We start from the raw sequence: 21,434 nt of genomic DNA, 5'->3' as shown, positions 1-21,434 counted from the left end.
CCGACGATCGGGTGGGTCTGCCCGGGCACTGTCCGTGCCGCTGCCCGGCGACGCTCCTCACGACGCCGTCCGCCGGACCTCGGGGCTTCGAAGGCCGGCCAGCCCGGCCCACGCCTCCGCCAGGATCGTGTGTCCCAGAGGAGTGGGGTGGACCCCGTCCCCCGCGATGAACTCGGCTCCGCCGGCCTCGCGCGCGGCCTGGTTCAGGAGGCCGTCGGCCGCCAGGAGCGCGGCCCCGAACTCCTCGGCGAGCCGTCGCACCACATGGATGCGCGGGTCGAGGTCCTCACGCCATGCCCACTGCTCGGCCCGGACGGGCACCAGGAAGGGTTCGACGAGGACCAGCTGCGTGTCCCGTCCCTCCCGAAGCTGCGCGAGAAGCGCCCGGTACTCCTTCTCGTAGACGTCCGCCGGAGTGACGACACCGGAGTCGTAGCGGCGCCAGGTGTCGTTGATTCCGACGAGGACCGACACGACGTCCGGCGCGAGATCGACGGCGTCCCGACGCCATCGGGCCCGGAGATCCGAGATCCCGTCGCCGCCGATTCCACGGTTGATGATCGTGATGCCGCTGTCCGGCCGTTGGGAGTGGAGCAGGTCGGCCACCATCCGGACGTACCCTCGGCCCAGCGGACAGTCGTGCTCGACCAGCCGCCCGACATCGGTGATGCTGTCGCCCTGGAACAGGACGGTTGCCGAGGGGTGCAGGCTGACGGTCACGCGGCGCTCCGTACGCTCGGGGACAGGAAGGCTCCGGAAGTGATCCTGCCCCCGCATACCCCGCATTCGCGGGACCGGGCACCGCGGACGTGTGGTGTCCCCCACGCCGCGGACCTCCGTCGGCGGTGCGTACGGTCCGCGCGCCGGAGTGCGGCCTACCGGGCGCCGGCGGGCACGCGCATGGCACTGAAGTCGAGCAGGCCCTCGACCTCCTGCAGGGTCTCCTCGGCCACCCGCCTCACCTCGGCGGGTACATCCCCCTGCTCCTCCACCAGACCGGCGTAGATGGGTGCGTCGGACGCCTCTGCGAAACTCACGTGTAACTGCCTATCGATCGGTTGCACCCGCCGAGCGGCGGAAACGGGAGCCGAGTTTACGCGCTCGCCCCGACGCCCCGGCGACCGGTCCCCGCGAGCAGGGTCCGCGGTGGGGCACGGCGGTGAGATCAGCACCCGAAGGAGGGCCCGAGGCCCTGGCCGCCGGCCAGGATGGCCGGAACCCTCCTTACCGGCCGTGCGCCCCGCCCTCGCATGGCGGGGCGCACGAGCGAACCGCCACACGGCCTACTCGACGACGAGCTCGACCTCGATGTTGCCGCGCGTCGCCTTCGAGTAGGGGCAGGCCGCGTGCGTCGCCTCGACCAGCTTCCGCCCGGTCTCCCCCTCGAGCGCTTCGGGCAGTTCGACACGCATGACGACCGCCAGGCCGAAGCCCGTGTCGTCCTTGCCGATCGAGACCTCCGCGGTGACCGCCACATCCTTGGCGTCGACCTTCATCTCCCGGGCGACCCCGCCCATGGCGCTGGCGAAGCAGGCCGCGTATCCGGCGGCGAAGAGCTGCTCGGGGTTGGTCCCCTCACCGTTGCCACCGAGCGCCGGCGGCATCGCCAGTGCCAGATCGATCTGGCCGTCCGAACTCACCGCCCTGCCTTCCCGGCCGTTCGCGGTGGCGGCTGCGGTGTAAAGGGCTTCCATGGGATGACCTTCTCTCGTACGGAGGTGACCGCTCATCGGCCACGGCAAAAGAGTTGCACACAATTAAGTTGTGCACAACTGAATCGCTCGAGGCTATTCTTGGACGATGACGTCGTCACCACCCCCGGACCTCGACCGCCTGCCTGACGCGGAGCTGCTCAAACTGGACCATCAGGTCTGCTTCTCCCTGCAGGCCGCCTCGCGCGCCTTCGGCGGCGTCTACCGGGAAGCGCTCCGCGATCTCGGCCTCACCTATCCCCAGTACCTGGCGATGATGGTCCTCTGGGAGCACGGCCCCTCGGCTGTCAAATCCATCGGCGAACGGTTGCACCTGGATTCCGGCACGCTGTCGCCGCTGCTCAAACGGCTCGAGTCCGCCGGTCTCGTCCGGCGGGAGCGGGCACCCGAGGACGAGCGGTCGGTCACCGTCCACCTCACGGAAGCGGGCGCGTCGCTGCGTGAGCGTGCGCTGCCCGTTCCCAGGGCGATCCTCGCGGCCACGGGGATGACGGTCGAGGAGGTCCTCACCCTGCAGGAAGTCCTGGGACGCCTCACCACATCGCTGGGGCGGGCAGGCTGATACCCGCGGGCCCTCCCCCGCCATGTCCCGGCGCCGCGCTCGCAGGAGCCGACCCGCCGAAATATGATGCAGGAACTGTCTCAAGGCGGAGCGGCCCATGAACCGGCGGCGAACTCCACGATCCGCGAGCGCCGAGGACCTGCTCAGCACGCTGCAGCACCTCACCGCCCGCGCCCGGCAAGAGGTGGAACTGCACCAAGCCCGCGTCGAGCTGGCCCAGGCCCTTCAGCGCAAGATGCTGCCCGCCACGCTGCCCGCCTTCCCGGGACTGCAGACCGCCGCCCGCTACGCGCCGGCCCGTGACGGCCTGGACATCGGCGGGGACTGGTACGACGGTTTCGTGCTGCCGGACGGCTCGCTCGGCCTGGCCATCGGGGACGTCCAGGGGCACGACGTCGAGGCGGCCGCCTTCATGGGGCAGATCAGGATCGCCATGCGCGCCATCGCCGCCTCCGCCTCCGACCCGGGCGAGGTGATGAGCCGCGCCAACGACGTGATCCTCTCCATGGACTCCGCCCTCTTCGCCACCTGCTCGTTCCTCCGGCTGGACCCGCGCACGAGGGAACTGCTCGGAGCCCGCGCCGGACACGTCGCCTCGGTATGGGCGACGACCGACGGCCGCTCGGGAATCAGCGACGACGCCGGCGGCCTGCCCCTGGGGATCGACTTCGGGCAGGACTACCCCGTCACCCGTCGGACGCTTGACGTGGAAGGCGCGCTTGTCCTGCTCACCGACGGAGTCATCGAAGGTCCCTCGCTGTCCATCGACGACGGCCTCGACCGGGTCCGGCGCCTGGTGAGTGCCCATGCGGGCGCCGACGCGGAGGATCTCGCGGACCTGGTGCTGAAGGCCGCGGCCCTCACGGGGCACGAGGACGACGCCGCGGTGCTGGTTCTGCGTCATGGCAACCGCGTTCCCGGTCCACCGTGAGCGGACGGCGCCCCGCGCGTGTCAGGGGACCGGAGGCCGACGTCAGCGGTGTCTCATGAGATGCGTGATGCGCAGCGAGAAGACCAGACGTCGAACCGTGCTCGTTCTGCAGACGCTGGGAATCGCCGCCGCCTACTACGGCTCCGGGCAGATCGGACTGCTCAGGAAGGTGACGGTCGAGGGCGCGGTCATCACCCCTCTGTGGCCGCCCTCAGGTATCGCGCTGGCCGCTCTGCTGTACCTCGGGCTCCGGATCTGGCCTGGTATCGCCCTGGGCGCGGTGTGCACCGTCCTGTCGATGAGTGACGACTTCAGCGGCTGGGCGCTCGCGGTCTCGGCGGGCAGCGCCCTGGCTCCGCTGTCTTCGTGTCTGGCCCTGCGCGCGGTCGGATTCCGGATCGAACTGGACCGTCTGCGGGACGGCGTCGCCCTGGTCTTCCTCGGTGCCCTGGGCGGTATGGCCCTCAGCGCCACCGCGGGAGCGGGGGTCCAGTTGCTGAGCGGTTCGCTGTCCGGGGGTGACTTCTGGCCCGTGTGGTCGGCCTGGTGGGCCGGGGACGCCATGGGTGTACTCATGGTCACCCCGCTGCTGCTCGTCCTGCGGAAGGCGCGCATGCCCCGGGTGGACGACCGATGGGGCGAAGCCCTGCTCCTCTCGGTGGTGGCCGTCGCGGCCTCGGCCATCGCGACGCGGAGTTCCCTCTCCATGATCTACCTGGTCTTCCCGGTCCTCGTCTGGGCCGCGCTCCGCTTCCAGCTGGCCGGGAGTGCACCGTGCGCGCTCCTGGTCTCCGTCATGGCGATCGTCGCGGGCACCGAGGGGGTGGGCCCGTTCGCCGGTCACTCGGTGCCCGAGGTGATGTTCAACCTGTGCATTCTCAACGGCTCGGTGGCGTTGACCGCACTCCTCCTCGCCGCGATCGTCACCGAGCACAACAACATCCGCCGTGAGACGGAGGTCGCCTGTGAGGAGCTCGCCGCGCTGGTGGAGGAGCTCACCCCGCGGCCGTTGCGGGAGGCCGGATCCGACGGGCCGAAGGACGGGGAGAGCCGGTGAGGGAGGAAGGGCGGCGGTGCCCGGTCAGGAGGTACCGGGGAAGTGACGTGCCAGGAAGTCGTTGCGGAACACTCCCGTGGGGTCGAGCCGGAGGACCAGTCGTTCGAAGTCCGCGTAGCGGGGGTACAGCGACCGGAGCGTCGCGGGCGGGGTGGTGAACACCTTGCCCCAGTGCGGCCGCGCGCCGAAGGGGGCGAGGGCCTCCTCGACGGCCCCGACCGCGGGGAGGACGGCATCGGTGTCGGGCACCCAGGTGAAGTGGAAGGCCACGGAATCCCTGCCCTGAGCCGGACTGAGCCACAGGTCGTCGCCTGCGACGCTGCGGATCTCGCCGATCTGGAGCAACGGCGCGATGTCCTGCCGGACGCGGTCGAGCGCTTCGTAGGCGGCCACCGCGTCCTCGCGGGCCACGAAGTACTCGGACTGGAGTTCGTCGCCGTTGCTCGGCGTGAATTCCGGACGGAAGTGGGGAAGTCTCGTGTGCCAGGGGCCCGGGGCGCCCAGCTGCTCGGTGCAGTGCTCGGTCGCCATGCCGGGGACGGGGTGCCTGGGGCCGTCCGCGAGGGTCGCTCCCTGCCACTCGCCGGGAGCGGAGCGAGGTCCGCCGTCCGTGACCTTCCGCTTGAGCCAGACCTGGTCGACCGGTCCGCCGTGCCAGCCGGTGAAGAGGCTCACGCTGTACGCCTCGGACATGATCTCGTCGAACCGGCCGAGCAGTCGTTCCTGCGGGAGGCCCTCGTAGACGCTCTGCTGGATGTCGAACGCCGGCACCAGATCGAGGGTCAGCCGGGTCACCACGCCCAGCGCGCCCAGAGAGACCACGGCGCCCTCGAAGTCGTCCTCGCCCCTTTCCAGGGTCATGAGGTCACCGTCGGCGGTGACGAGTTCCAGGGCCCTGACGGCTCCGGCCAGGGAACGGTTTCCCGCTCCCGAGCCGTGGGTCCCGGTGGCGCACGCCCCTGCGACCGAGATGTGGGGAAGCGAGCCCAGGTTGTGCAGGGCGAATCCGTGGCGATGAAGGGTGCCGGTCAGCTCAGCGAAGCGGAGACCCGCACTCACCGTCGCCGTTCCGGCCCGGCTGTCCACGTCGAGGGTCCGTGGCAGTCCTGCGACGGAGACGAGGGTGCCGGAGGTGTCGGCGACGGTGTTGAAGGAGTGTCCTGTGCCCAGCGCCCTGAGGGCCCCGCCCGCGGAGACGAGATCGCGCAGCTCGGCGATCGTGGTGGGGGTGTGCAGCCGCTCCGCGCGGAAGGTGACGTTGCCGGCCCAGTTCGTCCGGTGGGCGGACGGGGTGTGCGCGCGATGGTCGATCATGTTTCCGGAGCTTACGCTCCGGCCCGCCGGCTCAGGGATCGCGTCCCGAACCGCTCGAGCGTGACCCCGCGGGCCGAGGAGCGGCCGGAGCCCCTCGCGGGCCGCAACTGGGACCGCCAGGCCACACCCGGCTCGATCAGCCCGTAGGTGTCGGTGCGGCGCACCCCGGGTCAGTACGGCAGCGGCCGCCCCGAGGGCGTGCGCAGATCCAGCGGGGGCCGCCCCGTGGGGGGCTGCGGACGGCGGACGATCTGGATGCGGCCCACGGCCACCACCTCCTCCTCGTAACCCGGTATCTGCCCATCCCTGCGGCCTTCACACGCGAGAAGCCCGGCGGTCACGCCGGGCCCGCGCTCGCGGATGCGGAGCGCGCCTTGTGCGGTGACGCTGGACGGGTGGGGGAAACCGAACGAGGAGGATGGCGCCATGTCCGCGATGGACAAGATCAAGAAGATGCTGAAGGGCCACGAGGACCAGGCCGGAAAGGGCGTCGACAAGGCGGGCGACATGGTCGACGACCGGACACAGGGCAAGTACGGCAAGCACGTCGACACCGGTCAGGACAAGCTCAAGCAGCAGCTGGGATCGGACCGCGACACCGACGACCCGCCTCGTTCCTGATCCCTGGTCCACCGCGCCCCGCCCGCCGCCGGGCGGGTGCCGGGCCCGGTGACGGCGCGGTTGCGTCACCGGGCCCGGCACGACGGCGCGTACGGATGTCCGAGCGCGCATCGAGCACACGGCCGGATTCCTGTTATCGTCCCCGCCGCACGGCGTCTCCCGAGTGTGGGAAGTGACGGAACAGGACCCCGGAAGAGTGAGCACAGCATGGGCGAGGCACGCGAGACCGCGTTGATCAAGGCGGCACAGCACGGTGACACCGAGGCGCAGGACCGCCTCGTCGCGTCGTACCTGCCCCTGGTCTACAACATCGTCGGGCGGGCGCTGAACGGGCACGCCGATGTCGACGACGTGGTGCAGGACAGTGTCCTGCGCATGCTGCGCGGGCTCCCCTCCCTCCGCTCCCCGAAGAGCTTCAGGTCCTGGTTCGTGGCGATCACCATGAACGAGATCCGCGGGCACCGGCGCCGCCGCACGGGAGAGCTGCCGACGGCGCCGGTCGACGACCGGTTCGACGTCGTCGACCCCGCGGCCGACTTCGTGGAGCTCACGATCGTCAGGCTCGGGCTCACGGGGCAGCGCCGGGAGGCGGCCGAGGCCACCCGGTGGCTGGACCCCGAGGACCGGGAACTGGTCTCGCTGTGGTGGCTGGAGGCGGCGGGTCAGCTGTCGAGAGCGGAGGTGGCGCAGGCGCTCGGCCTGTCGCCCCAGCACGCGGCGGTCCGTGTCCAGCGGATGAAGGAGCGACTGGAGTCGGCACGGGTCGTGGTGCGGGCCCTGGCGGCGGTGCCCCGCTGCGTCCTGCTGGAGGACCTGACGGCCGGCTGGAGCGGTGTGCCCTCCGCTCTCTGGCGGAAGCGACTGGCCCGTCACGCGCGCGAGTGCACCGTCTGCGCGGGGCACCGCTCGGGGCTGGTGCCGCCCGAGGGCCTGCTGGCCGGGCTGGCGGTGGTTCCCGTCGCCGCGCGCACGGCAACGGGCGGCCCTGAGGACACACCCGTGAAGTTCCTGTCCACGACCACGGTGCCGGGTCCCGGACGTGCCGCGCGGCGCAGGGACAGTGCGAGGCGTCGCCGTCGCACCACGGTCGTCGCGGGGCTCGCCGCGGTCGCGGTCCTGGGGGGCGGCGGGGCGGCCGTACACCTCTACACCGACGACACGGTCGAGGACCCGGCGACCGCGCTCACGCCGCTCACCGGTCCGTCGTCCCCGGTCACCGCACTGCCGTCGGCGTCGGTGGCGCCTCCCTCCCCGACTCCGTCCGTGTCCAGGGCCGCGCCCACGCGCTCGGGTCCCGCGTCCCCGTCGGCCTCCGCGAGCCGGAGTGCCTCCCCCGCTCCGCGGCACACGCCGAAGCCGAGGCCCAAGCCGTCCCCTCCGTCCTCCGCCCCCGCGGACGCGGCCGCCCGGTCCGTGGCCGAGGAGGTGATCGCGCTGGTCAACACGGAGCGATCCAAGTCGGGTTGTGAGCCGGTCAGCGGCAACACCCTGCTGGACAAGGCCGCGACACGGCACTCCGAGGACATGGCGGCCCGCGACTACTTCTCGCACACCTCCCCCGAGGGGACGGACCCCGGCGCCCGAATAACCGCCGAGGGCTACCGGTGGAGCACGTACGGCGAGAACATCGCGAAGGGGCAGCAGTCCGCCGCGTCGGTCATGGATGCGTGGATGAACAGTGAGGGGCACCGGGCGAACATCCTCAACTGCGCGTTCAAGGAGATCGGGGTCGGCCGCGTCGACTCGTCGGGTGGACCCGTATGGACGCAGAACTTCGCGGCCGCTCTGTGACGCGGGCGGTCACGGCCGGCGACATACGCCGGAAACGGGCAGGTAGCACCCGCTCCATCTGAGCGGTCTACGCTGGGTCCGAGCCCGGCCGAAGGCGTCCCGCGCGATTCGACGCCTCCCCTCGGACAGGAGCACGGTGACCACTTCCCCTCTGCCCGGTCGGCTCCCCCTCTGGCTCGCCCATGTGCTGCGCGCCCAGCGCGGTCCCGTGCCCTGGAACGCTGTGATGCGCGGAGGGCTCGCATCCGTGCCGCTGCTGGTGCTGGTCCTCGCGGACCGGCCGACGGCCGGCATCCCGGCGGCGCTGGGCGCGATGCTGGCCGGCATCAACGACCGGCCGGGTAGCCGTCGGGCGGCTGTCCCCCGGCTCGGTCTTCCCGCCCTCGCGGGCTCCACCGGGCTGCTGGTGGGCAGTGCGGTGGCCGCCGCCGTCGACGGACGTTCCCTCGTGATCCTTCCGGTCGCGTTCGGGCTGTTCGGGCTTCTGGCGGGTGCGATCAGCTCCACCGGACCGGTGGCGTCGGCCTGCGGCACCCAGGTACTGGTCACCATCGTGATCGGCGCCGGCATGCCGTTGCCCGAGCCCGGACCCGCACGCGCCCTGCTGTTCCTGGCCGGAGCGTCCTGGCTGCTCCTGCTGCGGCTGCTCCTGCCGTCGCCCGGGCGCCTCGGGAGCGTGCCGTACCGGTTCGACGGCGAACGGGACGCGGTCGCGGCGGTGTACGACGCGGTGGCAGGGCTGCTGGACGCGAGCGGTGGTCCACGTGCCCGCACCGCTCGTACGGCGCTGAGTGCGGCGCTGGACCAGGCGCAGGACGCACTGGCCGGACCACGGCTCAGGAGGTACGCGAGTTCGTCCGCCGAGCGACGCCTGCACGCCCAGTACGCCGCGGCCTTCCCGCTCGCCGAAGCGGCGACGGCGCTGGCGTGGGCGGGCACCGCGCTGTCCGCGCGAATCGCGGAGGGCCCCCGCAGGCTGGCCGCGTCGGTACGGAACGGCGCCGCCTGCGGGCCGCTGCCCGCCCCTGCCGGGACGGATGCCGGACTGAGGGCGCTGGACGACGCGCTGCTGCGTGCGGCGACGGTCTTCGACCGCCCTCACGGCACGCTCCCCGGTGTACGGCGAAGGCGCTCGGTCTCCGCCCTCTTCGCGCGGGCCTGGAGCGCGGCGGGGCTCGAGTACGGTCTGCGGGTGGCTCTGTGCTGCGCGACGAGTACGTTCGTGGCCCAGTGGCTGCACCACGAGCACTGGTACTGGCTGCCCGCCACCACGGTGTTCCTGGTGAAGCCCGATCTGGGTCCCCTGGCCTCCAGGGTGGTCTGCCGCGCGGTGGGCACCGTGGGCGGGGCGGCGTTGTCCGGCGCCCTGGCGCTCCTGGTGTCCGGACAGGTCCCGCCGGTTGCGGTGGTGGCTCTCTGCGGCGCCCTGCTTCCGGTCGCCACGCGCCACTTCGCGGTGCAGACCTCGGTGGTCACCGTGCTCGTACTGTCGCTCGTGCCGCTCGGTGGTGAACCGTCGGCCGCCTGGGCGCGGGTGGTGGAATCACTTCTCGCCTGCGCGACGGTGCTGCTCGTGGGCCACCTCCCGCTCCCCGGCCGGCGGGGGCACGGCGTGCGCGCCGCCCTGGACACGGCGGTGGGCTCCGCCCACCGCTACCTGGGACACGTACTGCGCGCACCGGAGGACGACGCCGGGCGCGGAGCCCTCCGCCGCGACGCCTACCGCTCGCTGGCGGCGGCGCGCACGGCGATCGACGTCTCCGCCGCCGAACTGCCCCGGGTGGCCCGGCACTCCGCAGGATCCGCGGGAGTCGCCGGGGCGGTGGAACGGCTCATCGACACCACCACCGCCTGCGCGGTCCAGCTCGCCCAGCCGGAGGCCGGACTGCCCAGCCGGCACGCGGAACTGCTGCTCGCCCATCTCTCCGAACTCGAGCGCGCCCAGACCGTGACCCGGGGTGCGGCGGTGTACGCCGGGACTCCCCGGGTCGGGGTCAGCGGCTGAGCAGAGTCAGTACGGCGCAGGCACCGGCCGCCGCGCAGGCGAAGAGTACCGACGCGGCGACGCAACGGGCCCTCAGGCGGTCGTAGCGTGCGGTGTACTCGTCGCGCAGTTCCAGCGCCCGGCCGGCGATCCGGGTGAGGGTCTCGCGTCCCGCCTCGATCCGCTCCGCCGTGTAGACGCGCTCCACGTCGTCCCGCTGAGCGGTGGTGAGCCACGGCAGTTCGTCGGTGAAGCGGCGTGCCTGGCGCCGGGCGCTGTCGAGCTCGGCGTTCCAGAGCAGATACCCCTCGACCTGGGCCAGGCCCCGGGCGCTGTCCTTGTCCGGCTTCACACGGTCCTCCTCTTCCCTCGAGCCGTCCGCGGGGCGTCAGAGCTGCTTGTCGCCGGGCGCCACGGTCACCGATTCGTGCGGCCGGGTGGCGGCTTCCTCGAGCGCGCGGATCGAGGGATAGTGCAGGTCGAAGGCGGGTGACTCGGAACGGATCCGCGGAAGCGTGAGGAAGTTGTGGCGCGGCGGCGGGCACGACGTCGCCCATTCGAGCGAACGGCCGTAGCCCCACGGGTCGTCGACCGTGATCTGCTTGCCGTACTTGGCGGTCTTCCAGACGTTGTAGAGGAACGGGAGCATGGAGAGCCCGAGCACGAACGAGGAGATCGTCGAGATCGTGTTCAGCAGGGTGAAGCCGTCCGCGGCGAGGTAGTCCGCGTACCTGCGGGCCATGCCCTCGGCGCCGAGCCAGTGCTGCACGAGGAAGGTGCCGTGGAAGCCGCAGAACAGGGTCCAGAAGGTGATCTTGCCGAGCCGCTCGTCCAGCATCTTGCCGGTGAACTTCGGCCACCAGAAGTGGAATCCGGCGAACATCGCGAAGACCACCGTGCCGAAGACGACGTAGTGGAAGTGCGCGACGACGAAGTACGAGTCGGAGACGTGGAAGTCCAGCGGCGGCGAGGCGAGCAGCACACCGGTGAGCCCGCCGAACAGGAAGGTGACGAGGAAGCCGATGGACCAGAGCATCGGCGTCTCGAAGGACAGGGAGCCCTTCCACATCGTGCCGATCCAGTTGAAGAACTTCACACCGGTCGGAACGGCGATGAGGAAGGTCATGAACGAGAAGAACGGCAGAAGCACGCCGCCCGTGACGTACATGTGGTGCGCCCAGACCGTCACCGAGAGGCCTGCGATGGCGATCGTCGCGGCGACCAGGCCGATGTAGCCGAAGATCGGCTTCCTGCTGAAGACCGGGAAGATCTCCGTGACGATGCCGAAGAACGGCAGCGCGATGATGTACACCTCCGGATGGCCGAAGAACCAGAAGAGGTGCTGCCACAGGAGCGAGCCTCCGTTGGCGGGGTCGAACACGAGGGCGCCGAACTTCCGGTCGACCTCGAGCGCGAAGAGCGCGGCGGCGAGGACCGGGAAGGCGAGCAGGACCAGGACACCGGTCAGCAGGACGTTCCAGGTGAAGATCGGCATGCGGAACATCGTCATGCCGGGGGCGCGCATGCAGATGATCGTGGTGATGAAGTTGACCGAGCCGAGGATCGTGCCGAAGCCGGAGAAGGCCAGACCCATGATCCACATGTCGGCGCCGACGCCCGGTGAGCGGACCGCGTCGGTGAGCGGGGAGTAGGCGAACCAGCCGAAGTCGGCAGCGCCCTGCGGGGTGAGGAAGCCGGCCACCGCGATGAGGGAGCCGAAGAGGTACAGCCAGTACGCGAACATGTTCAGCCGCGGGAACGCCACGTCGGGCGCGCCGATCTGCAGCGGCATGATCCAGTTCGCGAACCCGGCGAACAGCGGTGTAGCGAACATCAGCAGCATGATCGTGCCGTGCATCGTGAACGCCTGGTTGAACTGCTCGTTCGAGACGATCTGGCCGCCCGGGCGGGCCAGCTCGGCCCGCATGACGAGTGCCAGGACGCCGCCGATGAGGAAGAAGGCGAACGAGGTGCTCAGGTAGAGCGTGCCGATCGTCTTGTGGTCGGTGGTGGTCAGCCACCTGATGACCACGTTCCCCGGCTGCCGACGCCGTACAGGCAGTTCGTCCTGGTAGGCGACATCGGCTTCCACCGGTGCTGAGGGGCCCCTCGTCGTCACTGCGGCACTCCTTCGGTCGACGGCCGGTTGCGGACTCGGCGACCAGGATGGACTCCCCGCGGGGGCACCGCAGGTCATCTCCGTACGCAGTGCACCAGTGGTTGACAAAGGACACTCCACTGGCCGAAGGGCGCGGCCCGCTCGTTGACGCGGTGGGGCCTGATGCTCAGTTCGCCGCCCAGGAACGCATCGCCTCCCGGGTGGCGAAGTCGGCGACGTTCTTGTCGAGGGGGTGGTCCGTGTACTGGTGGATGCGCCAGGCCGCCTCGATCCGCGGCGCCGCCGGCTTGCCGTAGTCGGCGATCCAGAGTCCGTCACCCGCGTAGCCGCTCGTGTCGTGGCCGGTCCAGAACGCGCGGTTGCAGTAGAGCAGGACCCGGTGGCGGGGGCTCAGTCTCTTCACCTCTCGGATGAAGCGGTCCTTGTCCGCGCTGCCGGCGCGCGTCCCTTCGCCCGTCTGCTCCCAGTCGACGGCGAGCAGGTCACCCTCCCTCGGGCTCGCGTGTTCGAGGAAGTACGCGGCCTGGTCCTTCGGGTGGCCGGGCCAGAGGAAGTGGTAGAAGCCGAGGACGCATTCGGAGTCCCGCACGCGCTTCACCTGGCTCCTGAGCTTCGGATTGACGTAGGAGCGGCCTTCGGTCGCCTTGACGAACACGAAATCCAGTCCGTCCGTGTCGAATTCCGTCTGGAAGGCGCTGACGTCGACACCGTGCAGCACGGGCGCCACCTCCAAGTGGGGGATTGTGGTTCCGCTTGTCTCTGCCATGGCTGCCCACCCGGGGCCGGCTCATCCCCCGCGCGGCTGCTGAACCGATTCGTCGCCCTCGGCAGCCGATCGCGGCCCTCGACGGCCTGCCCGGGGTCCGGCTTCCGGGCCCACGGCCCGGTGGGTGACACTGTCCCCGGAACGCCCGCCGCGAGTCGCACACGCACACGGCTCCGGCCGCCTCCGGCGTGCGGAGCATCCGAGGACGAGGAGCATCTCTCATGCCACGCACCATGTCCGTGTCGGACACCATCCTGATCAGGGCCGCGCCCTCGGCCGTGTACGACCAGGTGAGCGACCCCACCGCCATGGGCCGCTGGAGTCCCGAGAACCTCGGGGCCCGCGTGCTGGGAGAGCGCCGCAGTGCTCACGTCGGCATGGTCTTCGAGGGCAGGAACAAGCGCGGCTCCTTCCGCTGGACGACCCGTTGCACGGTCACCGCGGCGGACCCGGGTGAACGGTTCGCCTTCCGCGTGCACGCCATCGGCGCCCGGCGCCCGCTGCTGCCAGGGGCGATCGCGCTGTGGGAGTACCACTTCGAGGCGGTGGACGGCTGCACCCTGGTCACGGAGACCTGGACGGACAACCGCCGCGCCTGGCCCGACGTGCTCGCCAACGCGTTCGACCGGGTGGCGACCAGAGGGCACACCTTCGCGGAGTTCCAGCGCGCCAACATCCGCACGACACTCGAGCGGCTCAAGACCGCGCTGGAGCAGACCGGCCCGGGCGGTTCGGCTCCGGGCGCGAGTGATCCGCGCCAGGGCTGAACCGTCGTCGAGTCCACAGCTCGGTGTACGGGCCCCCCTGGCCAGGCCGGCCGAAACGTGCCGCCGGCGCGCGCCGGCGGCACGCGCCGGGCAGGCGGGGGTCCTGCTGTCGGTGCCCGGGGGCACACTTGGCTGAACGAGCGGCTGTCCGGCGAAGGGGGCAGACATGGTGACGGCACCGGACGGCGGATTCGAACCGGCCACCGGTGACGGTCCGGTGCCCGGCGATGCGGCGGCCGAGCGCGCCGGTGAGGTACGCACCGCCTTCGAGGGGATGCTTCAGATCCGGAGGCTGACAGGCTCCGACCACGCACATCCGGAGGGCGTGCCCGCCCTGTGGGAGCTCCACCGGCCGCTCAGGGCGGTGGCGCTCGCCCTGGAGGCCGCGGGCTTCCCGGCCTCGGCGCTCACCCCGTCAGGCGACCGCGCCCGCACGGGCTACCGCGTGTCCGAGGACGGGACGCCGGGTTCCGTGAGAGTCGAGTGGGCCGGTCCTCCGGGGAGCGGCGCGGTCCACGACGAGGAGGAGGCCCTGAGCGGCTGTGGCGCAGCGCTGCGGCGACTGGGCTGGACGGTCCTGTCGTACCGCGGCCGACGCCGGCGCCGGTTCCTCGAGGTCGAGCCGCCGGCCGGACTTCGCGCCTGAGTCCGTCCGGCGGCGCCGTACGGCGATTGTCAGACCCATGAGGGATCCTTGACGGTCCGACACCTCCGAGGGGGAGATGCTGAGATGCACCAAGCCGAAGTCGCCGCGGCACAGGCCTACATCCGCTTGCTGGCGGCCACCCGTGCCGCGCTCGCCTCGCCTGAGGACGCGCCGCTGTACATGCCGGTTCTCTCCTCCCCGATGGAGGAGGCCGACGAGGCTCTGCGCCTGGCCGGGCTCGCGGGCAACGAGGACCGCTTCTTCGCGCTCGTGCGTGAGATGCAGCCGAGCGTGTCGGGTTCCGGCCGGTGAGAGCTCCTCACGGTGGTGCCGCTCCGGAGTGATGCGCCGCCCGCCCCGTTGTGCCTGACCGGGCGGAGCGACTCGTCGGGCGCGCAGCCGCCGGACGGGTCGGCCGACCGCAGTTGCATGCGGCAGGCGGGCGTCGGGGCGTCCCGGGCCGAGCGCCTTCGGACCGGAACGGGCCATCGGCCGAGTTCCGGAGGCCCACGCCGTCTCACGCGCAGGTCGTCGTGTCCACGGGCATCCGAGGGGGACGGTCTGCCCGTTCGCATTTCCTGGTGACCTGAGTCCGCCCTCGCCCGCCACCTCGCCACCCGCTGTGCGACAGGCGCCGTGCGCGTGCCTGTCCGGAACCATCTCAAGGGCGCCTGCTCGCCTGCTTGCTCTCCCGGGCGGGCATGGGGGGGACGCAGCAGCCCTCGACAGGGAAGCGGACCCCTCGCGCACCGGACTGGCCGCGGTCCTGGGAACAGTTCGTCGAGCGGAGGGCGTCCGACGGGTCCGGCGCCGGCGAGCTCCGCGTCCGCGCATCCACGACATGTGCCCCATGCCGCGCATGCCCGCGCGGAGAGGGCGCCGTTGACGCGTCCGGCTGTGGTGAATTGATTCAAACCACCAGGAAAACGCGACGGACACCTTGACGCGCAACAGCGGTGAAACCTAGCGTACGCGGCAGATGAAACGATTCACATCCTCGATCCCGACCGATCGCCGGATGCTCTGCTTACGAGGTGCTCATGTCTGATGTGTCGGCCGTCAAGGCAGCTTTGAAGTCTCAGGTCATAGAGACGCCGTCCTGGGGGTACGGAAACTCGGGGACCCGTTTCAAGGTCTTCGCCCAGCCCGGTGTGCCGCGCGATCCCTTCGAGAAGCTGGCGGACGCGGCGCAGGTCCACGCCTACACCGGGGTCGCACCCAAGGTGTCGTTGCACATCCCGTGGGACAGGGTGGACGACTACGCGGCACTGGCCGGCCATGCCGAGGACCTGGGACTGAGAATCGGCGCGATCAACTCCAACGTCTTCCAGGACGACGACTTCAAGCTCGGCTCGGTCACCCACCCGGATCCGAAGATCCGGCGCAAGGCGACCGACCATCTGCTCGAGTGTGTCGACATCATGGACGCCACCGGCTCGCCCGATCTCAAGCTGTGGTTCTCGGACGGCACCAACTATCCGGGTCAGGACGACATCGTCGGCCGGCAGGACCGCCTGGCCGAGGCCCTCACCGAGGTGTACGGGCGGCTCGGGGAAGACCAGCGGATGCTGCTGGAGTACAAGCTCTTCGAACCGGCCTTCTACACCACCGACGTCCCCGACTGGGGTACCTCGTACGCCCACTGCCTCAAGCTCGGGCCGAAGGCCCAGGTCGTCGTCGACACCGGACACCACGCGCCGGGCACGAACATCGAGTTCATCGTGGCGTTCCTGCTGCGTGAGGGAAAGCTCGGAGCCTTCGACTTCAACTCCCGTTTCTACGCGGACGACGACCTGATGGCGGGTGCCGCGGACCCGTTCCAGCTCTTCCGGATCATGCACGAGGTGGTCAGGAACGGCGGCCTCGATCCCGCGGCCGACGTCAACTTCATGCTCGACCAGTGCCACAACATCGAGGCGAAGATCCCCGCCGTCATCCGCTCGGTCACCAACGTCCAGGAGGCCACGGCGAAGGCACTGCTGATCGACACCGAGGCCCTGGCCGGCGCACAGCGGTCCGGTGACGTCCTCGCGGCCAACGGGGTGCTGATGGACGCGTTCAACACGGACGTGAGGCCGCTTCTCGCCGATGTCCGTGAGGAACTCGGCCTGGATCGCGACCCGTTCGGGGCCTATCTCGCGTCCGGGAACCAGGCGCGCATCGCAGCCGACCGCGTCGGGGGCGACCAGGCGGGCTGGGGAGCTTGATCCACCGCTCCCCCGCCCCGGACAGCCCCCGCCGTACCCGCCCGTCCTCCCCACCGAAGGAAACCCCATGACGTCCGCGACGCACCCCGAGGTCGCCGCGCTCCTGGAGCGCGCCCACCGGATCGGCTCCGATCCCCGCAACACCAACTACGCGGGTGGCAACACCTCGGCCAAGGCGACGGAGACCGATCCGGTCACCGGAGGCCGGGCCGACCTCCTCTGGGTCAAGGGGTCGGGCGGTGACCTGGGGACATTGACCGAGGACGGCCTCGCGGTCCTCCGGCTGGACCGGGTGCGCGCCCTCAAGGGGGTGTACCCGGGGGTCGAGCGCGAGGACGAGATGGTCGCGGCGTTCGACTACTGCCTGCACGGCAAGGGGGGTGCGGCGCCGTCGATCGACACCGCCATGCACGCGCTGGTCGAAGCGGCGCACGTGGACCATCTCCACCCCGACTCCGGCATCGCGCTGGCCTGTGCCGCCGACGGCGAGAAACTGACCGCCGAGTGCTTCGGCGACAAGGTGGCGTGGGTGGGCTGGCGGCGGCCAGGGTTCCAGCTGGGCCTCGACATCGCGGCGGTCAAGGAGGCGAACCCGCAGGCCGTCGGGGTGGTCCTGGGAGGTCACGGCATCACCGCGTGGGGCAGCACGTCCGAGGAGTGTGAGAGCAACGCCCTGTGGATGATCCGGACGGCCGAGACCTTCCTCGAGGAGCGCGGGCGGGCGGAACCCTTCGGTCCCGTCCTCCCCGGCCGGGAGGCGCTCGGTGGGAGCGCTCGCCGGGAACGGGCCGCTGCGCTCGCCCCGGTCATCCGCGGGCTGGCCTCCACGGACCGTCCCCAGGTGGGGCACTTCACCGACGCGGAGCCCCTGCTGGACTTCCTGTCACGAGCCGAGCACCCCCGGCTCGCGGCCCTCGGCACGTCCTGCCCCGACCACTTCCTGCGGACCAAGGTCCGCCCGCTGGTGCTCGACCTGCCGGCCGACGCACCACTGGACGAGGCGGTCGCCCGGCTCCGGGTGCTCCACGAGGAGTACCGGGAGGCGTACCGCTCCTACTACGAGCGCCACGCCGCACCCGACTCGCCGCCGATGCGAGGCGCCGACCCCGCGATCGTGCTGGTGCCCGGTGTCGGGATGTTCTCGTACGGCAAGGACAAGCAGACCGCCCGGGTCGCCGGGGAGTTCTACCTCAATGCCGTCAACGTGATGCGCGGGGCCGAGGCGGTATCCGCCTACGCTCCGATCGAGGAGTCCGAGAAGTTCCGCATCGAGTACTGGGAACTGGAGGAGGCCAAGCTCCGCCGTATGCCGAAACCGAAGGCGCTGGCCACCCGGGTGGCGCTCGTCACCGGAGCCGGGTCGGGCATCGGCAAGGCCATCGCCCGGCGGCTGGTCGCCGAGGGAGCGTGCGTCGTCGTCGCGGACCTGAACACCGCGGCCGCCACGGCGGTCGCCGATGAGCTCGGCGGCCCGGACAAGGCTGTCGCGGTGACCGTGGACGTCACTTCCGAGGACGCCGTGGTGGAGGCGTTCGAGGCGGCCGCGCTGGCCTTCGGCGGAGTCGACCTGGTCGTGAACAACGCCGGGATCTCGATCTCCAAACCCTTGCTGGAGACCACGGCGCGGGACTGGGACCTTCAGCACGACATCATGGCGCGTGGGTCCTTCCTGGTCTCGCGCGAGGCGGCCCGCGTGATGCGGTCCCAGAACCTCGGCGGCGACATCGTCTACATCGCGTCCAAGAACGCCGTGTTCGCGGGCCCGAACAACATCGCCTACTCGGCCACCAAGGCCGACCAGGCACACCAGGTCCGTCTGCTGGCCGCCGAACTCGGGGAGCACGGCATCCGGGTCAACGGGGTCAATCCTGACGGGGTGGTCCGCGGCTCCGGCATCTTCGCGGCGGGCTGGGGGGCCCAGCGCGCCGCGACGTACGGGATCGAGGAGGAGAAGCTCGGCGAGTTCTACGCCCAGCGCACGATCCTCAAGCGCGAGGTGCTGCCCGAGCACGTCGCGAACGCCGTCTTCGCGCTGACGGGCGGGGACCTCACCCACACCACCGGCCTGCACATTCCGGTCGACGCCGGGGTGGCGGCGGCCTTCCTGCGCTGACGCCGTGCCACTCGGCCGCGCCCCGGACGCCTTCGCGTACCTGTCCGGGGCGCGGCTCCCCGTCTTGATCGGATGAGATTGCCATGCCTGCGAGTTCCACGAACGATCCGGTTTTCGCCGCGGTTGACCTCGGTGCCACCAGCGGCCGGGTCATCACCGGACGGGTCGGCCCGGAGACCCTGGTGCTGAACGAGGTGCACCGTTTCACCAACACCCCTGTGGAGCTTCCCGACGGGCTCCACTGGGACGTGCTCTCCCTGTACCAGGGCATCCTGGACGGTCTGCGCTCAGCGGCGCGGCTCGGTCCCGTCGCCTCCGTGGGCGTGGACACGTGGGCCGTGGACTATGGCCTTCTGGACTCGGACGGATCCCTGCTCGGCCTCCCCTTCCACTACCGTGACGCGCGCAACGCGCCCGCGGCGGACGAGGTCCTCGGCCGCTTCGGCGCGGAGGAGCTGTACGGCGCCAACGGACTGCAGCACCTGCCTTTCAACACGCTCTTCCAGCTCGCGGCACACCGCTCCTCCGCACAGTGGCCGACGGCCCGGACACTGCTGCTGATCCCGGATCTGCTCGTGTACTGGCTCACGGGTTCGCTGGGGGCGGAGGAGACGAACGCTTCGACGACGGGCCTGCTGGACGCGTGTACCGGCCGGTGGTCGGACACGCTCATCGAGCGGCTGGGTCTGGAGCGTTCGCTGTTCCCCGCGCTTCGGCGGCCGGGTGAGCGGGCCGGCGTGCTGCTGCCGCACGTGGCCTCGTACACCGGCCTGCCGCCCGACACCCCGGTGACCGTCGTCGCCTCGCACGACACCGCGTCGGCGGTGGTGGCGGTTCCCGCCACGGAACCGGGATTCGCGTACGTGTCGTGCGGGACCTGGTCGCTGGCCGGCCTCGAACTGGAGGCGCCGGTGCTGAGCGAGGAGTCGAGGGCGGCGAACTTCACCAATGAGCGCGGTGTGGACGGCACGGTGCGCTACCTCCGCAACATCATGGGGATGTGGCTGCTGGAGGAGTGCCGTCGTGCGTGGGAGCGGGACGGCGCTCCCACGGACCTCTCCGGCCTCCTTGCGGACGCGGCGCGTTCGCGGCCGTTCGCCGCGGTGATCGATCCCGACGATCCGGTGTTCCTGGCGCCGGGAGACATGCCGTCGCGGATCGACGCGGCGCTGTCCAGGACCGGCCAGCCCGCGCCCGCGGGGCGCGGAGGCTATGTGCGTTGCGTGCTGGAGAGTCTTGCCCTGGCCCATCGCAGGACTCTGCGCGAGGCCGCTTCCCTGGCGGGCCAGGAGATCCGCCGGGTCCATCTGGTCGGCGGTGGTTCGCGCAACGAGCTGCTGTGTCAGTGGACGGCGGACGCGACGGGCCTGCCCGTCACCGCGGGCCCCGCCGAGGCGACCGCCTTGGGCAATGTGCTGCTGCAGGCACGGGCACGGGGGCTGGTCGGTGGCCTGGCGGACGTGCGCGGGCTGGTGGCGCGCACCCAGGGGCTGCGTCACTACACCCCGCAGGGTGACTCCGCCGCTTGGGACCGGGCCGCCGACCGGCTGTCCGTGGTGGTCTGACCGGGCTGGGGTCCTTCACCAGGCACGCGAGCCCGGCATGATCCGAACGGGAGGCCCTGGGTGCGGTCCTCGTGCCGGGTCTCCGGCTCCAGGACCGTGCGGAGCCGGCCGGTGCGAGCGCGGCCGGCCGGCGTCGGCGGAGGCCGCCGGTGCGGGTCAGGCCGCTGCCAGCCCCAGTTCCTGATCGCCGAGCGGCTCGAAGTGGCGGGCCACCTCGGCATCGGTGACATCCGCGAGCCGGGCCGGGCTCCAGCGAGGTGTCCGGTCCTTGTCGATGATCCGGGCACGCACCCCCTCCACCAGGTCATGCCCGGCGAAAGCCCGGCAGGAGACCCGGAACTCCTGGTCGAGGACCGCTTCGAGGCCGCCGAGTGCCCTCGCCCGGCGTACGGAGGCGAGGGTCAGCTTGAGCGCGGTGGGTGACAGGGTGAGCAGCGTGGCCGCGGTCTCCTTCGCCTCGGGCACTCCGCTGTTCTCCAGCCGGTCGATGATCTCCTCGACGGTGGCTGCGGTGTAGCACTCGTCGATCCACTCCCGCTGTCCGGTGAGCTCTCCACCGGTCGCGGCGGCCGAGTGGCGCCGTACGGTGTCCGTCACATCGGCGGCTCCGGTGCGGGAGAGCTCGGCGGTGAGTCCGGCCAGCCGGTCCGAGGGCACGAAGTGGTCAGCGAGCCCGCACAGGAGGGCGTCGGCCGCGCCGACGGGACGGCCCGTGAGCGCCAGGTGGGTGCCGAGCTCGCCCGGCGCCCGGGCCAGGAGGTGGGTTCCTCCGACGTCCGGGACGAAGCCGATTCCGGTCTCGGGCATCGCGACACGGGAACGCTCGGTGACGACACGCACGTCGCCGTGGGCCGACACGCCCACCCCTCCGCCCATCACGATGCCGTCCATCAGCGCCACGTACGGCTTCGGGAACGCGGCGATCCGGGCGTTGAGGATGTACTCGTCACGCCAGAAGGCGAACGAGGCGTGACCGCCGGCTCGGGCGTCCTCGTGGATCGAGCGGATGTCGCCACCCGCGCAGAGGCCGCGTCCGCCTGCCCCGTCCAGCACGACCGCGGTGACCGCGTCGTCGGTGGCGGCCGCGTGCAGCGTTTCACGGAGGCGGAGCACCATGTCGTGGGTGAGGGCGTTCAGGGCCCGTGGGCGGTTGAGGGTGATACGCAGGACGCTTCCCTCCCGCTGGAGGAGGACGGGTTCGTCGTTGTTCATGCGTGCGCTCCGGGTGGGCCGTGGACGGTCTCCGGTTGCCATTGTGCGACGGGCCCCGCGTGGCCCT

At 71.2% G+C, this 21,434-nt stretch carries 21 protein-coding genes; 12 read left to right on the top strand and 9 right to left on the bottom strand.

From position 1 onward, the window contains the following. Nucleotides 1-57 precede the first annotated feature (57 nt). The 3 genes from ACFXOA_RS19515 to ACFXOA_RS19505 all read right to left on the bottom strand — a co-directional run bounded on the left by ACFXOA_RS19515 (nucleotide 58) and on the right by ACFXOA_RS19505 (nucleotide 1,694). Complete coding sequence (locus tag ACFXOA_RS19515) at nucleotides 58-720, bottom strand: SGNH/GDSL hydrolase family protein (protein WP_385029614.1); 663 nt, start codon at nucleotides 718-720, stop codon at nucleotides 58-60. Between the two features lie 155 nt (nucleotides 721-875). Beyond that, on the bottom strand, nucleotides 876-1,037 hold the full coding sequence (locus tag ACFXOA_RS19510) for a hypothetical protein (protein ID WP_385029611.1): 162 nt from the start codon (nucleotides 1,035-1,037) through the stop codon (nucleotides 876-878). A 246-nt stretch (nucleotides 1,038-1,283) separates the two neighbouring features. Further along, nucleotides 1,284-1,694, bottom strand: a complete 411-nt coding sequence (locus tag ACFXOA_RS19505) for an organic hydroperoxide resistance protein (RefSeq protein WP_385029609.1) — start codon at nucleotides 1,692-1,694, stop codon at nucleotides 1,284-1,286. A gap of 106 nt (nucleotides 1,695-1,800) precedes the next feature. On the opposite strand from ACFXOA_RS19505, the gene ACFXOA_RS19500 reads away from it, so the two are divergent. The 3 genes from ACFXOA_RS19500 to ACFXOA_RS19490 all read left to right on the top strand — a co-directional run bounded on the left by ACFXOA_RS19500 (nucleotide 1,801) and on the right by ACFXOA_RS19490 (nucleotide 4,262). Next, nucleotides 1,801-2,274 carry a MarR family winged helix-turn-helix transcriptional regulator gene (locus tag ACFXOA_RS19500; protein WP_385029606.1) on the top strand — a complete coding sequence of 158 codons (474 nt, stop codon included), beginning with the start codon at nucleotides 1,801-1,803 and terminating at the stop codon, nucleotides 2,272-2,274. A 97-nt stretch (nucleotides 2,275-2,371) separates the two neighbouring features. Beyond that, a complete protein-coding gene (locus ACFXOA_RS19495) occupies nucleotides 2,372-3,205 on the top strand; it encodes a PP2C family protein-serine/threonine phosphatase (protein WP_385029603.1) in 834 nt (277 codons plus the stop codon). Nucleotides 3,206-3,269: 64 nt separating this feature from the next. Next, a complete protein-coding gene (locus ACFXOA_RS19490; RefSeq protein WP_385029600.1) occupies nucleotides 3,270-4,262 on the top strand; it encodes an MASE1 domain-containing protein in 993 nt (330 codons plus the stop codon). Between the two features lie 24 nt (nucleotides 4,263-4,286). Here ACFXOA_RS19490 and ACFXOA_RS19485 read toward each other — a convergent pair whose 3' ends face one another. Beyond that, nucleotides 4,287-5,576, bottom strand: a complete 1,290-nt coding sequence (locus ACFXOA_RS19485) for an FAD-binding protein (RefSeq protein ID WP_385029597.1) — start codon at nucleotides 5,574-5,576, stop codon at nucleotides 4,287-4,289. A 170-nt stretch (nucleotides 5,577-5,746) separates the two neighbouring features. Continuing rightward, nucleotides 5,747-6,004, bottom strand: coding sequence for a hypothetical protein (locus tag ACFXOA_RS19480; protein WP_385029594.1), 258 nt, complete (start codon nucleotides 6,002-6,004; stop codon nucleotides 5,747-5,749). Here ACFXOA_RS19480 and ACFXOA_RS19475 point away from each other — a divergent pair. From ACFXOA_RS19475 to ACFXOA_RS19465, 3 genes are all read left to right on the top strand, one after another. Next, nucleotides 6,003-6,197, top strand: a complete 195-nt coding sequence (locus ACFXOA_RS19475) for an antitoxin (protein ID WP_385029591.1) — start codon at nucleotides 6,003-6,005, stop codon at nucleotides 6,195-6,197. The two genes, ACFXOA_RS19480 and ACFXOA_RS19475, sit on opposite strands and share 2 nt — an antisense overlap. A gap of 207 nt (nucleotides 6,198-6,404) precedes the next feature. Then, the gene (locus ACFXOA_RS19470; RefSeq protein ID WP_385029588.1) at nucleotides 6,405-7,988 is read left to right on the top strand and encodes a sigma-70 family RNA polymerase sigma factor; all 1,584 of its coding nucleotides are present in this window, start codon (nucleotides 6,405-6,407) and stop codon (nucleotides 7,986-7,988) included. Between the two features lie 223 nt (nucleotides 7,989-8,211). Next, nucleotides 8,212-9,993, top strand: a complete 1,782-nt coding sequence (locus ACFXOA_RS19465) for an FUSC family protein (protein ID WP_385029766.1) — start codon at nucleotides 8,212-8,214, stop codon at nucleotides 9,991-9,993. Here ACFXOA_RS19465 and ACFXOA_RS19460 read toward each other — a convergent pair. The 3 genes from ACFXOA_RS19460 to ACFXOA_RS19450 all read right to left on the bottom strand — a co-directional run bounded on the left by ACFXOA_RS19460 (nucleotide 9,983) and on the right by ACFXOA_RS19450 (nucleotide 12,809). Continuing rightward, nucleotides 9,983-10,324, bottom strand: a complete 342-nt coding sequence (locus ACFXOA_RS19460; protein ID WP_385029585.1) for a hypothetical protein — start codon at nucleotides 10,322-10,324, stop codon at nucleotides 9,983-9,985. The genes ACFXOA_RS19465 and ACFXOA_RS19460 overlap by 11 nt on opposite strands. Nucleotides 10,325-10,360: 36 nt before the next feature. Then, nucleotides 10,361-12,091 (bottom strand): cytochrome c oxidase subunit I, encoded by a 1,731-nt coding sequence (gene ctaD, locus ACFXOA_RS19455; protein ID WP_385029581.1) that lies wholly within the window; start codon nucleotides 12,089-12,091, stop codon nucleotides 10,361-10,363. 166 nt (nucleotides 12,092-12,257) lie between these two features. Next, nucleotides 12,258-12,809 carry a glycoside hydrolase family 25 protein gene (locus ACFXOA_RS19450; protein ID WP_385029763.1) on the bottom strand — a complete coding sequence of 184 codons (552 nt, stop codon included), beginning with the start codon at nucleotides 12,807-12,809 and terminating at the stop codon, nucleotides 12,258-12,260. Between the two features lie 269 nt (nucleotides 12,810-13,078). Between ACFXOA_RS19450 and ACFXOA_RS19445 the strand changes: the two genes are divergently transcribed. The 6 genes from ACFXOA_RS19445 to ACFXOA_RS19420 all read left to right on the top strand — a co-directional run bounded on the left by ACFXOA_RS19445 (nucleotide 13,079) and on the right by ACFXOA_RS19420 (nucleotide 20,155). Beyond that, nucleotides 13,079-13,624, top strand: coding sequence for an SRPBCC family protein (locus ACFXOA_RS19445; RefSeq protein WP_385029578.1), 546 nt, complete (start codon nucleotides 13,079-13,081; stop codon nucleotides 13,622-13,624). 166 nt (nucleotides 13,625-13,790) lie between these two features. Next, a complete protein-coding gene (locus ACFXOA_RS19440) occupies nucleotides 13,791-14,270 on the top strand; it encodes a hypothetical protein (RefSeq protein WP_385029575.1) in 480 nt (159 codons plus the stop codon). 84 nt (nucleotides 14,271-14,354) lie between these two features. Beyond that, nucleotides 14,355-14,582: a hypothetical protein gene (locus ACFXOA_RS19435; protein WP_385029572.1), complete on the top strand. Its 228-nt coding sequence runs from the start codon at nucleotides 14,355-14,357 to the stop codon at nucleotides 14,580-14,582. A 728-nt stretch (nucleotides 14,583-15,310) separates the two neighbouring features. Then, nucleotides 15,311-16,477, top strand: a complete 1,167-nt coding sequence (rhaI, locus tag ACFXOA_RS19430) for an L-rhamnose isomerase (RefSeq protein WP_385029569.1) — start codon at nucleotides 15,311-15,313, stop codon at nucleotides 16,475-16,477. A gap of 67 nt (nucleotides 16,478-16,544) precedes the next feature. After that, nucleotides 16,545-18,590: a bifunctional aldolase/short-chain dehydrogenase gene (locus ACFXOA_RS19425; RefSeq protein ID WP_385029566.1), complete on the top strand. Its 2,046-nt coding sequence runs from the start codon at nucleotides 16,545-16,547 to the stop codon at nucleotides 18,588-18,590. 83 nt (nucleotides 18,591-18,673) lie between these two features. Beyond that, entirely contained in the window at nucleotides 18,674-20,155 is a 1,482-nt protein-coding gene (locus tag ACFXOA_RS19420; RefSeq protein WP_385029563.1) for a rhamnulokinase family protein, read from the top strand. Nucleotides 20,156-20,311: 156 nt separating this feature from the next. On the opposite strand, the gene ACFXOA_RS19415 is transcribed toward ACFXOA_RS19420, so the two are convergent. Next, entirely contained in the window at nucleotides 20,312-21,367 is a 1,056-nt protein-coding gene (locus tag ACFXOA_RS19415) for an enoyl-CoA hydratase/isomerase family protein (protein ID WP_385029560.1), read from the bottom strand. Nucleotides 21,368-21,434: the final 67 nt, after the last annotated feature.

Source organism: Streptomyces sp. NPDC059166 (assembly GCF_042755185.1).
Taxonomy (GTDB): Bacteria; Actinomycetota; Actinomycetes; order Streptomycetales; family Streptomycetaceae; genus Streptomyces.
The sequence above is the reverse complement of the archived record's forward strand: the minus strand, read 5'-3'. Positions and strand labels throughout refer to the sequence as shown.

Bases quoted from the DNA above. Each gene is read 5' to 3' on its own strand.
- ACFXOA_RS19505 (WP_385029609.1), bottom strand. From the start codon at position 1,694: ATGGAAGCCCTTTACACCGCAGCCGCCACCGCGAACGGCCGGGAAGGC.
- ACFXOA_RS19500 (WP_385029606.1), top strand. From the start codon at position 1,801: ATGACGTCGTCACCACCCCCGGACCTCGACCGCCTGCCTGACGCGGAG.
- ACFXOA_RS19495 (WP_385029603.1), top strand. From the start codon at position 2,372: ATGAACCGGCGGCGAACTCCACGATCCGCGAGCGCCGAGGACCTGCTC.
- ACFXOA_RS19485 (WP_385029597.1), bottom strand. From the start codon at position 5,576: ATGATCGACCATCGCGCGCACACCCCGTCCGCCCACCGGACGAACTGG.
- ACFXOA_RS19475 (WP_385029591.1), top strand. From the start codon at position 6,003: ATGTCCGCGATGGACAAGATCAAGAAGATGCTGAAGGGCCACGAGGAC.
- ACFXOA_RS19480 (WP_385029594.1), bottom strand. From the start codon at position 6,004: ATGGCGCCATCCTCCTCGTTCGGTTTCCCCCACCCGTCCAGCGTCACC.
- ACFXOA_RS19470 (WP_385029588.1), top strand. From the start codon at position 6,405: ATGGGCGAGGCACGCGAGACCGCGTTGATCAAGGCGGCACAGCACGGT.
- ACFXOA_RS19445 (WP_385029578.1), top strand. From the start codon at position 13,079: ATGCCACGCACCATGTCCGTGTCGGACACCATCCTGATCAGGGCCGCG.
- ACFXOA_RS19440 (WP_385029575.1), top strand. From the start codon at position 13,791: ATGGTGACGGCACCGGACGGCGGATTCGAACCGGCCACCGGTGACGGT.
- ACFXOA_RS19435 (WP_385029572.1), top strand. From the start codon at position 14,355: ATGCACCAAGCCGAAGTCGCCGCGGCACAGGCCTACATCCGCTTGCTG.
- rhaI (WP_385029569.1), top strand. From the start codon at position 15,311: ATGTCTGATGTGTCGGCCGTCAAGGCAGCTTTGAAGTCTCAGGTCATA.
- ACFXOA_RS19425 (WP_385029566.1), top strand. From the start codon at position 16,545: ATGACGTCCGCGACGCACCCCGAGGTCGCCGCGCTCCTGGAGCGCGCC.
- ACFXOA_RS19420 (WP_385029563.1), top strand. From the start codon at position 18,674: ATGCCTGCGAGTTCCACGAACGATCCGGTTTTCGCCGCGGTTGACCTC.
- ACFXOA_RS19415 (WP_385029560.1), bottom strand. From the start codon at position 21,367: ATGAACAACGACGAACCCGTCCTCCTCCAGCGGGAGGGAAGCGTCCTG.